The organism is Nocardioides sp. (genome assembly GCF_047607365.1).
GTDB lineage: Bacteria > Actinomycetota > Actinomycetes > Propionibacteriales > Nocardioidaceae > Nocardioides.
In genome coordinates, this window is record NZ_JASGDD010000190.1 from 19,461 (window position 1) to 32,921 (window position 13,461).

The 13,461-nt window shown below is 67.0% G+C and carries 14 protein-coding genes and 1 pseudogene; 9 read left to right on the forward strand and 6 right to left on the reverse strand.

Going from position 1 to position 13,461, the window contains the following annotated elements; all coding sequences use genetic code 11:
* Positions 1–27 precede the first annotated feature (27 nt).
* Positions 28–1,137 (forward strand): acyltransferase family protein, encoded by a 1,110-nt coding sequence (locus QM572_RS14605; protein WP_415094358.1) that lies wholly within the window; start codon positions 28–30, stop codon positions 1,135–1,137.
* Here QM572_RS14605 and QM572_RS14610 read toward each other — a convergent pair.
* Positions 1,094–3,532, reverse strand: a complete 2,439-nt coding sequence (locus tag QM572_RS14610) for an acyltransferase family protein (protein ID WP_415094360.1) — start codon at positions 3,530–3,532, stop codon at positions 1,094–1,096. The two genes, QM572_RS14605 and QM572_RS14610, sit on opposite strands and share 44 nt — an antisense overlap.
* On the opposite strand from QM572_RS14610, the gene QM572_RS14615 reads away from it, so the two are divergent.
* From QM572_RS14615 to QM572_RS14625, 3 genes are read left to right on the forward strand one after another with little or no spacing between them, the layout of a single operon-like run.
* Positions 3,531–5,144, forward strand: a complete 1,614-nt coding sequence (locus QM572_RS14615) for a glycoside hydrolase family 30 beta sandwich domain-containing protein (protein WP_415094362.1) — start codon at positions 3,531–3,533, stop codon at positions 5,142–5,144. The genes QM572_RS14610 and QM572_RS14615 overlap by 2 nt on opposite strands.
* A 21-nt stretch (positions 5,145–5,165) precedes the next feature.
* Positions 5,166–5,810, forward strand: coding sequence for a hypothetical protein (locus tag QM572_RS14620; protein WP_415094364.1), 645 nt, complete (start codon positions 5,166–5,168; stop codon positions 5,808–5,810).
* A 14-nt stretch (positions 5,811–5,824) separates the two neighbouring features.
* Positions 5,825–6,187, forward strand: coding sequence for a hypothetical protein (locus QM572_RS14625; RefSeq protein WP_415094366.1), 363 nt, complete (start codon positions 5,825–5,827; stop codon positions 6,185–6,187).
* Between the two features lie 507 nt (positions 6,188–6,694).
* Here the strand turns inward: QM572_RS14625 and QM572_RS14630 are convergent.
* Positions 6,695–6,919 carry a hypothetical protein gene (locus tag QM572_RS14630; RefSeq protein ID WP_415094368.1) on the reverse strand — a complete coding sequence of 75 codons (225 nt, stop codon included), beginning with the start codon at positions 6,917–6,919 and terminating at the stop codon, positions 6,695–6,697.
* 46 nt (positions 6,920–6,965) lie between these two features.
* Here QM572_RS14630 and QM572_RS14635 point away from each other — a divergent pair.
* The 5 genes and pseudogenes from QM572_RS14635 to QM572_RS14655 all read left to right on the forward strand — a co-directional run.
* A pseudogene (locus QM572_RS14635) lies at positions 6,966–7,160 on the forward strand (Fic/DOC family N-terminal domain-containing protein); the annotation flags it as partial.
* A 286-nt stretch (positions 7,161–7,446) separates the two neighbouring features.
* The gene (locus tag QM572_RS14640; RefSeq protein WP_415094423.1) at positions 7,447–7,776 is read left to right on the forward strand and encodes a hypothetical protein; all 330 of its coding nucleotides are present in this window, start codon (positions 7,447–7,449) and stop codon (positions 7,774–7,776) included.
* A 50-nt stretch (positions 7,777–7,826) separates the two neighbouring features.
* Entirely contained in the window at positions 7,827–8,066 is a 240-nt protein-coding gene (locus tag QM572_RS14645; RefSeq protein ID WP_415094370.1) for a type II toxin-antitoxin system VapB family antitoxin, read from the forward strand.
* Positions 8,053–8,481, forward strand: coding sequence for a TA system VapC family ribonuclease toxin (locus QM572_RS14650; RefSeq protein WP_415094372.1), 429 nt, complete (start codon positions 8,053–8,055; stop codon positions 8,479–8,481). Before QM572_RS14645 ends, QM572_RS14650 begins: the two co-directional genes overlap by 14 nt.
* A 122-nt stretch (positions 8,482–8,603) precedes the next feature.
* Entirely contained in the window at positions 8,604–8,954 is a 351-nt protein-coding gene (locus QM572_RS14655; protein WP_415094374.1) for a hypothetical protein, read from the forward strand.
* Here QM572_RS14655 and QM572_RS14660 read toward each other — a convergent pair whose 3' ends face one another.
* The 4 genes from QM572_RS14660 to QM572_RS14675 all read right to left on the reverse strand — a co-directional run bounded on the left by QM572_RS14660 (position 8,955) and on the right by QM572_RS14675 (position 13,150).
* Positions 8,955–10,226, reverse strand: a complete 1,272-nt coding sequence (locus QM572_RS14660; protein ID WP_415094376.1) for a sulfate adenylyltransferase subunit 1 — start codon at positions 10,224–10,226, stop codon at positions 8,955–8,957.
* The gene (cysD, locus tag QM572_RS14665) at positions 10,226–11,134 is read right to left on the reverse strand and encodes a sulfate adenylyltransferase subunit CysD (protein WP_415094378.1); all 909 of its coding nucleotides are present in this window, start codon (positions 11,132–11,134) and stop codon (positions 10,226–10,228) included. The genes QM572_RS14660 and cysD overlap by 1 nt, the downstream gene beginning before the upstream one ends.
* Before the next feature lie 62 nt (positions 11,135–11,196).
* The gene (locus QM572_RS14670; RefSeq protein WP_415094380.1) at positions 11,197–12,363 is read right to left on the reverse strand and encodes a nucleotide sugar dehydrogenase; all 1,167 of its coding nucleotides are present in this window, start codon (positions 12,361–12,363) and stop codon (positions 11,197–11,199) included.
* Between the two features lie 10 nt (positions 12,364–12,373).
* On the reverse strand, positions 12,374–13,150 hold the full coding sequence (locus tag QM572_RS14675; RefSeq protein ID WP_415094382.1) for a 3'(2'),5'-bisphosphate nucleotidase CysQ: 777 nt from the start codon (positions 13,148–13,150) through the stop codon (positions 12,374–12,376).
* Positions 13,151–13,461 lie beyond the last annotated feature (311 nt).

The window sequence follows — 13,461 nt, forward strand, 5'->3', positions numbered from 1 at the left end:
ACCAGCGTCACACACGCCAGGCGGGCGATGCGACCGATCGCACAGGACTGGACATTGACGCGCCAAACACCCGCGACACGCCGCCGCGATGCGACGTTCGATATCGCCAAGGGTCTGGCCATGGTGGCGATCGTGCTGGGACATGTGAACCGTGGACTCGGTGCTGCCGGCATGGTGTCCACCAGCTCATGGTGGTACGAGATCCTCGACACGGGGCTCTATCTCGTCCATCTCTGCGTTTTCGCCTTCGTCGCTGGTCTCTTCGTGGAGCGGGGCGTCCGACGGTCTCGCGGAGAGTACCTCCGCGCGCGGATCGGCCAGGCGGTCTATCTCTACCTCCTCTGGTCCGTGCTGCAGCGCGCCACGGGAATTCTTGCCGGAGGGGCTGCGAACGACGCCCCCGTGGTCTCGGATCTCTACCGGTTCTGGGTTCCGCCGGGGCAGTTGTGGTTCTTCGGCTGGCTCTGCATCGCCGCCGTCGCAGGGGCCGTGTTGGAGCCATGGCGCGGGCGTGCGCATCGAGGAGCGACTGTTGTCGTGATCGCACTGTCGTGTGTCGTATGGGGTTGGAACGGCCACTACGTCGGAACCTGGGGCATCGCGCTACTGGCGCCCTACCTGGTGGGTGTTCTCCTCGGAGTCGAGCGTGTCCAGCGAGCGCTTTCAGCGTCCGTGGCGTGGCGGTGCGTTGCGACAATCGGATGCGCACTTGTGTTTGCGGCACTCCTCCCGGAATTGCCGACTCCGCCGAGACCCGGCGGTCCGGTCCACACCCATGACCTCGTCTCGGGCGTCCTGGGCGGGATCCTTGCCTCGGCGGTGGGAACGGCCGGGATCGTGATCGCGTGTGCGTTCGTTGCCGAGTGGCGGGCCTTTGGTTGGCTTGCGTTCGTGGGCAAGCGGAGTCTGGAGATCTTTGTCGCGCACATCACCGTGACCGCCTCTGTGCGCTCCGCGCTGCGCGCCGTCGGCGTTCACAACCTGCCTGTCCACTACGTCGTGGCCACGGTCGCCGGGGTCGTCGCGCCTTTGCTGCTCGCAGCGCTGCTGGAGCAGCTGCGTCTGCCGTTCTTCTTCACCGCACCCCCGTGGGTTACGAACCGGCGGGTGCGGACGACGTCTCGGACTCGGGTGTAGGGCTGCCGCTCGCTGACGACGGTTCTGCGGAGGGAAGCAGTGAGAGACGGAGCAAGGGCGCTAAAGCCTCCGCATAGGTGGCGGTGAGGTGCAGCTCGTCGGTGCGGACGGGCGAGGTGCCGACGAAGATCGGGCATCGTCCGGAGTCGGCCGCGCAGAACCACGAGCTGGTGTCGACGAGACGCGCACCGGTGGCCGTCGCGGCCGCGATGTCCCCGGCGACCATGTCCTTCCACGTCCGCCCGATGCCGGAGACGCAGTCGGCGGGCGCGCTTCCGGCTCCCGCGCAGTCGTCGGCCGCCTTGCCGACGGGGGGCGGTGTGAGGATCACGATGTCCCGTCCGGACGCCGAGACTGAGCGGATGGCGTCGGAACGCGCCTCGGTCCACGCCGTGACAGCCTCCTGTCCTGTGGCTCCGCTGGCCAGCGAGTTGATCGCGCCCTGGTTGTTGGTGAGGATGATCAGGTCGGGTGCGAGGCTGTTCACCAGATTCACGACTGCCTCGCGGTCGGAGTTGCATCGGCGTTCGGCTGTCGGGTCGGAGAGCTTGCGGTCAGTCGCCAGGAAGGCGCACGACCCGTAACCGATATCACGGACGCGCCACCGGTGGCCGAGAGCGGTCCGGATGCCAGGCATCCAACTGACGCCGATGGAGTCGCCGATGACCACGGCGAGCTTTGGCCCCTTGCCGAAGGTGCATGCGGTCCGGTCGGTTGGGTCGGGGTACATGCAGTCGTACTTGGCTGCGAACTCGGGGGCCTTGTCACTCGCGGCCTCGCCGATGGGCGGCGAGAGCGTCGGCCAACTGGTGGCGCTGAGCGCCTGGAGGATCTCTACCTGCTTCGCCGTCTCCGGCGTCGCCTCTTCGGTCGCGGTCTCGGTGGCCTGCACCAGTTGGCTGAGAGCGGCGCTCTCGGCCTCTGACTCCGCCGCGCCCACCACCGGCTTGAGAGTCGGCGCGAAGAGCCCTACACACAGGCTGGCTCCGGCCGCCAGCGCTCCCATCTGGAGACGACGACGGGCGTCGGGTGAGAATCTGAGCAGCGAGCCGAGCGGGTCACGCCAGGAGATGATGCGAAGTGGATTCTCGACCAGCTCGAAGGCAGTGATGGAGACCAGCAGCGTCAGAATGAGTGCGCTGGCGTAGTACGTGGCGGTCGGCGCGTTCGCCAGCACCGGCTGGAGGAAGACGATGATCGGGAAGTGCCAGAGGTACAGCGAATACGACGCGTCGCCCAGATAGACCATGACCTGGTTGGTCAGGACGGGCACGTCCTCCTGCGGCCCCCGGATCCCCGCGGCTAGCACGAGCGCCGAGCCGAGCACCGGGATGGCGGCAGCTGGAGCGGGAAAGCCGGAGTCACCGCCGACGACGAAGGCCCCGACCGCGATCACGACCAGCCCGGCCCATGCCATCACCGTGCCGGTCACATAGTTGAGCTTCGCCCACACCGGAGTGGTGATGGCTAGGAGTGCGCCAAGTCCGAGCTCCCACGCACGTGCGGGGCTGGAGAAGTACGCGAGAGTCGCATTGCTGGACGTCAGCAGCAGCGCATACCCGAACGACGCCACGATGATCAGGCCCATCGCCCCGCCGGCTACGACGCGGGCCGCGCCAAGCCGACCGGTCCGTGCCACGAGACCGAACACGATGAAGAGCAGCAGTGGCCACACGAAGTAGAACTGCTCCTCCACGGACAGCGACCAGAAGTGCTGCACCGGTGAGACGGCAGCCGTCTCGCCGAAGTAGTCGGTCCCGAGCTTGGCGAAGTGGATGTTCGCGCCGAAGAGTGCGGCCCAGGTTGCCGCGGTTCTCGCGTCAGCGGCACGAGTGGCCGTGAACAGGAAGTGTGCGGCAACCACGATCGACACCAGGACGAGCAGCGCAGCGGGCAGGATGCGCTTGATCCGTTTGCGGTAGAAGTCTCCGATGGCGATGACTGCGCTGCGCGGGCCCCGGATCCGGCTTTCGCTTCGCATCAGGTTGCCGGTAATGAGGAATCCGCTGATGACGAAGAAGACGTCGACTCCGATGAACCCGCCCCGCGGCTGGCCGGTCAGGTGGTTGGCGATCACCAGCCCGACAGCCACGGTCCGGAGGCCCTGGATGTCCAGTCGCTTGACGTGAGTTCGGTCACTAAGGACTCGCGGTCGTCGGGACGTCTCGAATGACCCGCGGAACCGGTTTTGCTTGGTATTCACGCGCTGTTCGTCTCCCGCTTCGTGTCGCCTGCCTCGTGCCGTCGCGGACCAGCGCTGGCCCCTGACCAGCACGGTAGCGGACGCGTCGAGCCGCTCGGAATTGCCTCGTCCGCCAGTTGGGCCAAAGCCCCGCGCGTCGATGGGCTCGCGTGCCAGGATGTCGCCGAGCCTTTGTTGGGGGGTATGACTCATGACGACGATTCGGCTGCGTCGCGGCACCGCGCAGCAGTGGGACGCAGCGAATCCGGTATTGGCGGCCGGCGAGCCTGGATTCGACCTGGATCGCCAGGTCCTGAAGATCGGTGACGGCCGCTCGCGTTGGACCGACTTGCCCGCCATCATCGGGTTGACGGACGCCAATGGCTCCGTTGTCTCCGGTGCTGCGCCGGCTGCGGCTAGTGCCTTCACCACGCAGAACAAGGCGGATGTCCGCCTCGCGCGTACTACGAGCCCGGTCTGGGGGGCGGTCGACTCGTCGAGCGCGTCGACGGTCGTCGTCCACCGGAACCGTCGGCGACAGACCTTCCACGGAGTGGGGGCATCCATCTCCGGCGCGGCGGCCTGGCTGCTCAACAACAAGCTCACCGCCGACCAGCGCCAGAGCCTTCTGACACATCTGTACGGACAGGTTCGCAACGGACACTGTGGCTGGAACACCACGCGGATCAGCATCGGATCGACGGAGACGTTCCGGTCGCCGACCACGCCGGCCATCTATACGCTCGACGACGTCGCCTCTGGCCAAACGGACTTCAACCTCACATCGTTCTCGCTTACCCCGGACCTGGATCGCATCGGCAGCGTGCTCTCGGAGATTCTGGCCATCCGGCCGGGCCTCCAGATCCACGCCACGGTGTCCGTCAGGCCATCGTGGTTGCAGGTCGACGGGTTCGGCGGTCAGTACTTCCGCACGATCGATCCGACGGACAAGGGGCTCAAGCAGTCGCAGTTCGCGAAGGCGTACGCGGACTACTGCGTTGCAGCGCTTCAGGCGTACTACGACCGCGGGATCCACATCTACTCGTTCTCGCCGTTCAATGAGCCCTTCTACTCCGGTCGATGGCCACCCACAGCCATTGCGAACTTCGCGACCGACTTCCTGGGGCCCGCCTTGGAGAAATCCGGCCTTCCGACCAAGCTCCTGTTGGGCGAGGATCTCCCCGATCACGCCAACGCGGTTGACACCTTGGTCAGCTCGACGGGGCGCGTGAGTAGCGGACTGTCCTGGCACTCCTATAACGATCAGCTCAGCGGTGTGTCCCGATTCGCCGACGACGATCGGGTGGGCGAGATGCACATGACGGAGGCCAGGAACCTTCTCACCGAGGCCTGGGCCGCGGCGTGGTCGGTGATGGCTCGTCGCACTGTCATCGGATGCACCCAGGCCGGATGCTCGTCGCTGACCCTGTGGAATCTTGCGCTGGACGAGAACGGCGATGCCAAGGCCGACGATGGCACGTCGTACGTCGTCCTGCCCAAGCGCCAGGGGGTCGTGACGGTCCCTGCCGACGGCTCCGGTGCCGTGGAGTACAACACCGGCTACTGGGCGCTCAATCACGTGTCGAAGTTCGTGACACCCGGTGCTTACGTTCTCGACGTGACCGGGGGTCTGGCGTTGAGCGACGCCAGCGGCGCGGGTGTCGCCGCGACGGCCTTCGAGAACCAGAACGGGAGCGTGGTGGCCGTGCTCCACAACGCAAGCAATGCCGTCGTGAAGTCTCAGATCGTCGATTCCAACTCCGGGCTCGCACTCCCGCTGTCGATGGAGCCGCGGGAGACGAGAAGCCTGGTGTGGACGTCATGAGAAACGAGAGCTGATCAACGCATGGCCATCTCGCTCTATTCGGGCACCGCTGACTGGCATGACGGTGTCTGCGTGACCTGGTTGGGTCGCCTCACCATCAATATCCGACTGCCGGCCCTGTCCCAGAGGGCCGTGGCCCTGGTCGGCGTGTGGTGCGCCGGGTCGACGAAACGGGCGCTCACGGTGACGTTCGCGGGCAGGTCGGCGTCGATGATCGTCGAATCCTGGGTGAACGGGCACGGCGTTGCTCTCTTCTCCCTCACAGATCCGCCCGCCGGAGAGCAGGAGGTGATCGTGCAAGCGGACAATCCCAGCAATACGTCGCTGATCTTCGGCGCTGTCGCCCTGCTTGGCGTCAGCGCCGACACCGTCCTCGGTGCATCCACCACCGCAAGCGGGGCCGCGAAGTCCCAAACCGACGTCGGCCTCCCCGTCGCTGGCGTGGACGATGTGGTCGTTCTCATCGCCGGCTCCGGCGATACCGTCACGATCTCGGATGCTCGCCTCAGCCAGATCGACGCCGATAAGCACAATCGTGATAGCAACCGAACCGTGCTCGGCATGATCAGCGGGACCGACGCAGCCTCGGGGCCGGTGACCATCGTCGCCGGAACACGGCCGATGGTTGCAGCGGCCGTAACCATTTCCGGGCAGGCAAGCATATGAAGCAGGGTTGGGAGTTGCCCAAGAGCAGCACTCGCAGAGCTGTGGTCGGCGGGGTCCTCGGGGCCGTTGCCATCAACGTGGCGATGCCCGAGGGTAGTGCGGTTGCAGCCAACACCCATGTGGTCAAGGCCGCCGGCCTTCGACGGGGGGACGTCATCATGGGTCCGCGGGGTGATCTCGTCTGGATCGCCTCGGTGGTTCGGGTCAGCCGGCGCGTCCGCGAGCTTCGGTACTCAGCCACCGTGGGAGGAGTTGCCAAAGTGGTAAGCCTTCGCCTCAGCGCTTCCCGCCGCGTACTCGTGCTCGCTCGCCGTGTGCCACACGATGTCGTCATCTCAAGCTCGATCGACGATGTGATCGAGGGAGGGACGCCCTGAGGTTTCCGAACGTTGGAGTTCGTATCGCGATATGCGCAGCGGTAGCAATCACTCTCGCCCTTGGAGGCGGGGCCTGGGTCTTCGCATCCACGGACAGCAAGATGGTCAACGTCTGCGTCGGTAAGCACAACACTGTGGTAGGGGCCAGCAAGAAGGGCAGATGTCCCAAGGGCTCTCAGAAGACTGCTATCAACCAGATCGGCCCACAGGGCCCTCGTGGTGTGCCTGGACCGGCCGGGCCAAGCGGCGCTCCGGGCCAGAATGGCACAGATGCTAGTCCGATGGCGACTACTACCGCGACGGCCACGGTGACCGTCACCGAGGCACCGCGGGATGGCGATATCCTCGATGGAGGTTCGCCGTGAGCGCCGGCTCGAATGAGCAGCCGGGCCCCGGCCGTCGAGGACTTCTTGCCCTGATTCTCGGAGGGGCGACCGTGGCCCTGACCGCTACGCCGCCTGCGGAGGCCGAGCCCGTTGACGAGATCGACGGCGGAGCCCCCTGACGTCACCTGTCCGAGTTGTGACGCCCGCCGAGGATCAGCATGACGGCGATGGCCACGCAGACCACCCAGCAGGCGACGATGAGGAGGTCGTCGCGGTGGACGCCGTGGGTCGAGCTGACGCTGAAGAGGATCGGGCCCGACAGCCGGGACGTGCCCGCGACGCCGTACACGGCCATGACGGTGGCGGATAGCGCGAGGGCGGTGGCGGCGAGCACGCGTCCGAGCATGGGGAGAGCCTAGGGTCTCGTTCCCGGTGGCTACGGAGAAACGTCGGTGCTCGGGCATGGTGTTGTCTGCAGGACGGTCGAAGCGCGCACCGCGCTCGCCACGCTTGCTCAAGCCGGGCAGCTCCTGCCGAACCCGAACATCCTGATCCATGCTGTCCCTCTGCTCGAGGCCCAGGCGAGTTCTGAGATCGAGAACATCGTGACGACTGCCGACGAGCTCTTCAAGCATGTGGGATCAGGTGGCGGTGACCACGCGACGAAGGAAGCACTGCGCTACAGGAGTGTTCTGTTCGCCGGCGTCGATTCGATCCGCCCGTACGCATGGCTGTTGCGCACTACCAGTTCGAGGCGATTCACCCCTTCCATGACGGCAACGGTCGCACCGGTCGCGTGATCAACATCCTCATGCTGATCCAGGAAGGACTACTGGCCGAGCCCATCCTCTATCTCTCTCGCGCCATCATCGCGCGCAAGAACGACTACTACCGGCTGCTTCGCGTGGTGACCGCGGAGGACGCCTGGGTCGAATGGATTCTCTACATGCTCGAGATCGTTCGAGACTCTGCCACCTCGACCACGCGCAAGATCGGGGCGATCCGTGTCTGCCAGGAAGACATCGTCGACCGCGCCCGCGCCGCCACCCCCGGCGGCCGAGATCGCAGTTCTTGGCTGTCCCCTTCGAGCAGCCCTACTGTCGCATCAACACCGTGGCCGACCGGTGCGACGTCTCGCGGCAGACCGCTTCGGCATGGCTCCATGCGCTTGTCGAGGCCGGGCTTCTCCGTGGCCTCAAAGTAGGTCGCGAACTGCTGTTCATGAATCACGAGTTCCTCGAGGTGCTCACTCGCCCGGAGTGACGGTCAACTCCTACATCATGATGTGACACCCATGATGATATGATGCGAACGTGCGTACGACGGTCAACATCGACGAGGCTCTCCTGGCTGAGGCCAAGGTGCGCGCTTCGCGTGCGCACCGCACGATCGGCGATCTCCTCGATGACGCGCTCCGCGACTACTTCGCGCGGGACCACGTCACGACGGCCCCGCCGAGCCTTCCCGACTTCGGGTACAGCGGAGCTGTGCACGTCGACCTGTACGACAAGGATGCCCTGCACGCGCTCATGGACGGCGATGCTCTTCCCTGACGTCAACGTGCTGGTCGGAGCCCAGCGCAACGACGACAGTCCCCACGCCCGGACGATGCGCACCTGGCTCGAGGGTGCCCTGGCCGGGCACGAGCCGGTAGGTGTCAGTGAGCTCGTGCTCAGTGGGATGATCAGGATCGTCACGCATCCTCGTGTCTTCGCTCAGCCCTCGACGCCGTCGCAGGCCCTCGCCTTTGTCGACGCCCTCATCGCGTCACCGGCCGTTAGGGTCGTGCGGCCGGCAGTGAGGCACTGGGAGATCTTCGCCGCCCTCGTCGGCGACCTCCGTCTCCGAGGTAACGACGTCTCCGATGCCTACCTCGCCTCGCTGGCGACCGAGCAGGGTGCCACCGTCGTCACTGCCGATCGCGGCTTCGGCCGCTTCGCGGTGAAGGTGCTCGACCCGACGCGCTGACCGTTCCGGCCGCCGCGGATGTCGACCGCGCTCTCCTGGCCGACCGGTCTTGTCGGTGCGGCAGCGTAGCTTCTGGCCGAGGACGACGACTTCCGTTGCTGACAGGAGAAGAGGAAGTCATCATGGAGATTGTGAACTCGTGGATCCAGGTGCTCGTCGGCCTTGCAGCGCTCATCGCTGCTTTGGTCGGGCTTGGGCGCTGGTCGGTGGTGACGCTCGACGCGCGCGATCGGCGCCGCGACGACGCTGCTGACGAGCGCACGCGCCGGATCGTTCGCGAGGAGATCGCCGGGGTGCGTACGGACCTGGGTGCTGAGATCGCTGGGCTGCGTACGGACCTGGGTGCTGAGATCGCCGGGCTGAAGGACGGGATCACAGATCTCAGGCATCACGCGGAGCTCACCAACCAGCGGCTCGGGGCACTAGAGGCTGACGTGTTGCTGATCAAGCAGCGCCTGATCGGTGTTGCATGATCAGCCGTTGATCATCCCCGCCCCGACGGTGACGCCGGTGGCCTCGTCGATCAGGATGAACGAGCCGGTGGTGCGGTTCTTCGAGTAGGGGTCGGCCAGCAGCGGCAGGGTGGTGCGCAGCTGGACGCGACCGATCTCGTTGAGGCCGAGCTCGTGAGTCTCCTGGTCGCGGTGGAGGGTGTTCACGTCCAGCCGGTACTGCACGTCCTTGACCAGCGCGCGGGCTGAGCGGGTGGTGTGCTTGATCGCGAGCTTCTGGCGGGGCCGCAGCGGCTGAGTGGTCATCCAGCAGATCATCGCGTCGACGTCCTGCGTGGGCTCGGGCGCGTTGTGCACGCGGGCGATCATGTCGCCGCGGCTCACGTCGACGTCGTCGGCGAGCCGGACCGTCACCGACATCGGAGGGAAGGCCTGCTCGACCTCGGCGTCGAAGAGGTCGATGCCCTCGATGGTCGACGTCATCCCGCTCGGCAGCACGATGACCTCGTCGCCCGGGCGGAGCACGCCGCCGGCGACCTGGCCGGCATAGCCGCGGTAGTCGTGGTGGTCGTCGGACTTGGGCCGGACGACGTACTGCACGGGGAAGCGCACGTCGACCAGGTCGCGGTCGGAGGCGACGTGCACGTTCTCAAGGTGATGCATGAGCGTGGGGCCGGAGTACCACGGCATGTTCGTGGAGCGCTCGACGACGTTGTCGCCCTGGAGCGCGCTGATCGGGATGACCTCGAGGTCGGGCACGTTGAGCTTCGTCGTGAAGGCCGTGAACTCGCGGTGGATGCGGTCGTAGACCTCCTCGCTGTAGTCGACGAGGTCCATCTTGTTGATGCACAGCACCAAGTGAGGCACGCGCAGCAGGGAGAGCAGTACGGCGTGGCGGCGGCTCTGCTCGGTCAGCCCGTGCCGCGCGTCCACGAGCACCAGGCCCAGGTCGGCGGTCGAGGCGCCGGTCACCATGTTGCGGGTGTACTGCACGTGGCCGGGGGTGTCGGCGATGATGAACTTCCGCTTCGGCGTCGCGAAGTAGCGGTAGGCGACGTCGATGGTGATGCCCTGCTCGCGCTCGGAGCGGAGCCCGTCGGTCAGCAGCGAGAGGTCGGTGTAGTCGTGGCCCTTCGCCTCCGACGTGCGCTCCACGGACTCGAGCTGGTCGTCGAAGATGGCCTTCGAGTCGAGCAGCAGCCGTCCGATGAGGGTCGACTTGCCGTCGTCGACGGAGCCGGCCGTGGCGAAGCGGAGGAGGTCCATGTCCTCGAGAACGGTGGGGGTGGCCATCAGAAGTAGCCCTCCTTCTTGCGGTCTTCCATGGCCGCCTCGCTGAAGCGGTCGTCGCCGCGGGTCGCGCCGCGCTCGGTGACCCGGGCGGTCGCGACCTCGGCGATGATCTCGTCGATCGTGCTGGCGGTCGACTCGACGCAGCCGGTCAGCGTGAGGTCGCCGACGGTGCGGAACCGGACGGTGCGCTCCTCGGCGACCTCGCCGGGACGGCAGGGGTTGAACTCCGACTCGGTCAGCAGCATCCCGTCGCGCTCGAAGACGCGGCGCCGGTGGGAGTAGTAGATGGAGGGGATCTCGATGCCCTCGCGGCCGATGTAGTCCCAGATGTCGAGCTCGGTCCAGTTCGAGATCGGGAAGATCCGCATGTGCTCGCCCACGTGCAGCCGCCCGTTGTAGAGCGACCAGAGCTCGGGGCGCTGGTTCTTCGGGTCCCACTGGCCGAACTCGTCGCGGTGGGAGTAGACCCGCTCCTTCGCGCGGGCCTTCTCCTCGTCGCGCCGGCCGCCGCCGAACGCCGCGGTGAACTGACCCTCCTCGAGGGCGTTGAGGAGGGTGCCGATCTGGTGGCGGTTGCGGCTGGTCTTGCCGTCGTCCACAACGATGCCGCTCTTCAGCGCCTCCTCGACGCTCGCGACGATGAGCTTCACGCCCAGGCGTGCGACCCAGTGGTCGCGCGTCGCGAGGACCTCCGGGAAGTCGTAGCCGGTGTCCACCTGGAGCACGGGGAAGGGGATCTTCGCGGGGTAGAACGCCTTCTCGGCCAGGCGCATCATCACGATGCTGTCCTTGCCGCCGCTGAACATCAGCACCGGTCGTTCGAACTCCGCGGCGACCTCGCGGAAGATGTGGATCGACTCCGCCTCCAGCTGGTCGAGCTGGCTCAGTCGATAGTTCGTCGTGCTCATCGGGCGGGAGTCTACGGGAGCGGGCTGAGAGCGGCCCAAGCGTCCCGCGACGGGCGGGCGGCTCAGTCGCGTCCGTAGATGTCGCGGGTGTAGACCTTCTCCGCCACGTCGTCCAGCACGTCCGTACGCCGGTTGGCGATGATGACGTCAGCGCGGGCCTTGAACTCGGCGAGATCGGTGATGACCTCGGAGTTGAAGAAGCTCTCCTCGGCCAGCGCGGGCTCGTAGATCACGACCTCGATGCCCTTGGCCTTGATCCGCTTCATCACGCCCTGGATGGAGCTCATCCGGAAGTTGTCGCTGCCCGCCTTCATGATCAGCCGGTAGACGCCGACCGTCTTCGGCGCCCGGCGCAGGATGTCCTCGGCGATGAAGTCCTTGCGGGTGGTGTTGGCGTCCACGATCGCGCCGATGAGGTTCTGGGGGACGTCTCGGTAGTTGGCCTGCAGCTGCCGGGTGTCCTTGGGCAGGCAGTAGCCGCCGTACCCGAAGCTGGGGTTGTTGTAGTGCGAGCCGATCCGCGGGTCCAGGCCCACGCCCTCGATGATCTCCGCGGTGTTGAGGCCGTGCAGCGCGGCATAGGTGTCGAGCTCGTTGAAGTAGGCGACGCGGAGCGCGAGGTAGGTGTTCGCGAAGAGCTTGATCGCCTCGGCCTCGGTGCTGCCGGTGAAGAGCACCGGCATGTCGTCGTCGATCGCGCCCTCGACGAGCAGGTCGGCGAACCGCTTGCCCTCGGGCGCGTTCGAGCCGACGACGATCCGGCTCGGGTGGAGGTTGTCGTAGAGCGCCTTCCCCTCGCGGAGGAACTCCGGGCTGAACACGATGCTCGCGCCGGGGTGCTCCTCGCGCATCCGCGCGGTGAAGCCCACCGGCACCGTCGACTTGATCACCATCGTGGCGGTGGGCTCGATCGCCAGCACGTCGGCGATGACCGCCTCCACCGAGCCGGTGTCGAAGTAGTTGGTCTTCGGGTCGTAGTCGGTCGGGGTCGCGATCACGACGAAGCTCGCTCCGGCGTACGCCTCGGCCTTGTCGAGGGTGGCGGTGAGGTCGAGCTCGCGATGCGCGAGGTAGTCCTCGAGCTCGACGTCCTCGATCGGACTGACCCGGGCGTTGATCTGCTCGACCTTGGCGGGCACGAGGTCCAGCGCCCAGACCTCGTGGTGCTGCGCGAGGATCACGGCGTTGCTCAAGCCGACGTACCCGGTCCCTGCCACCGCGATCTTCATGGCGCGCAGCCTACGTGAGGTCGAGGGTCGCGAGGATGCCGAGCACGGTGTTGGCGAGCTCGGGCCGGCACACGACCAGGTCGGGGAGGTAGGGGTTGGCGCGGTTGTACGCCAGCGGCGATCCGTTCACACGGGACGTGTGCAGCCCGGCGGCCCTCGCAACGGCAACGGGCGCGGCGGAGTCCCATTCGTACTGTCCGCCCGCGTGGACGTAGAGGTCGCTCAGCCCGCGGACGACCGAGAGCACCTTGACGCCGGCGGAGCCCATCGGGACGAGGTCCGCGCCGAGACGCTCGACGAGGTCGTTGACGAAGGCCGGCGGGCGGGAGCGGCTCACCGCGATGCGCAGGTTGCCATCGGCCGGGGCGGGCGGGACCGGAGCCTGGAGGCCGGTGACGAACACCTCGCCCAGCGCGGGCTGCGCGACGGCGCCGGCGACCAGGTCGCCGCCCTCGGCCTCCTCGCTCCACTGCCACAGCGCGACGTGGACGGCCCAGTCCTCGCGCGGGGGCTCGGAGAACTCGCGGGTGCCGTCGAGCGGGTCGATGATCCACACCCGGTCGGCCGACAGCCGGGTGGGGGAGTCGGCCGCCTCCTCCGAGAGCACGGCGTCGCCGGGGGCGAAGGCGGCCAGGAGGTCGGCGAGGACCTCCTGCGCGGCAGCGTCGCCCGCGTCCTTGAGCTCCTTGCCCTCGAGCCCCGAGGTGGCGCGGACGTTCAGGAGGCGCTCCCCGGCCTGGGCGGCGAGCCAGGCGGCGAGGTCGTGGTCGGAAGCGAAGTCGGGCACGGTTCGTGAGCGTAGGGCATCACCCTCGCCCGGTCCTCAGGTCCGGCTCGGGAGGCAGGACGCCCGGGCGAGGTGTCCTACGCCACAGAACCGTCTCAGGAATGCGACACCCGCGCTTAACCTCCGGGGTGCAGAATCGATGGGTGCGATGGTTCAGGAGGATGCGGCGACGGTACGAGTGCCGTCGCAAGTACGGCGATCGCTGCCCGCACGTCGAGCGGCACTCCCTGCTGCGGCCGGAGGGAACCCCACGGGTGGTGCCGCCGCGACCGCGGACCGAGTCGCCGGGACCCACCTCGATCTTCGCGTCG

Coding starts and splice junctions, on each gene's coding strand:
- QM572_RS14605 (WP_415094358.1), top strand. CDS start 28: ATGCGACCGATCGCACAGGACTGGACATTGACGCGCCAAACACCCGCG.
- QM572_RS14615 (WP_415094362.1), top strand. CDS start 3,531: ATGACGACGATTCGGCTGCGTCGCGGCACCGCGCAGCAGTGGGACGCA.
- QM572_RS14610 (WP_415094360.1), bottom strand. CDS start 3,532: ATGAGTCATACCCCCCAACAAAGGCTCGGCGACATCCTGGCACGCGAG.
- QM572_RS14620 (WP_415094364.1), top strand. CDS start 5,166: ATGGCCATCTCGCTCTATTCGGGCACCGCTGACTGGCATGACGGTGTC.
- QM572_RS14630 (WP_415094368.1), bottom strand. CDS start 6,919: ATGCTCGGACGCGTGCTCGCCGCCACCGCCCTCGCGCTATCCGCCACC.
- QM572_RS14640 (WP_415094423.1), top strand. CDS start 7,447: ATGGATTCTCTACATGCTCGAGATCGTTCGAGACTCTGCCACCTCGAC.
- QM572_RS14650 (WP_415094372.1), top strand. CDS start 8,053: ATGCTCTTCCCTGACGTCAACGTGCTGGTCGGAGCCCAGCGCAACGAC.
- QM572_RS14655 (WP_415094374.1), top strand. CDS start 8,604: ATGGAGATTGTGAACTCGTGGATCCAGGTGCTCGTCGGCCTTGCAGCG.
- QM572_RS14660 (WP_415094376.1), bottom strand. CDS start 10,226: ATGGCCACCCCCACCGTTCTCGAGGACATGGACCTCCTCCGCTTCGCC.
- cysD (WP_415094378.1), bottom strand. CDS start 11,134: ATGAGCACGACGAACTATCGACTGAGCCAGCTCGACCAGCTGGAGGCG.
- QM572_RS14670 (WP_415094380.1), bottom strand. CDS start 12,363: ATGAAGATCGCGGTGGCAGGGACCGGGTACGTCGGCTTGAGCAACGCC.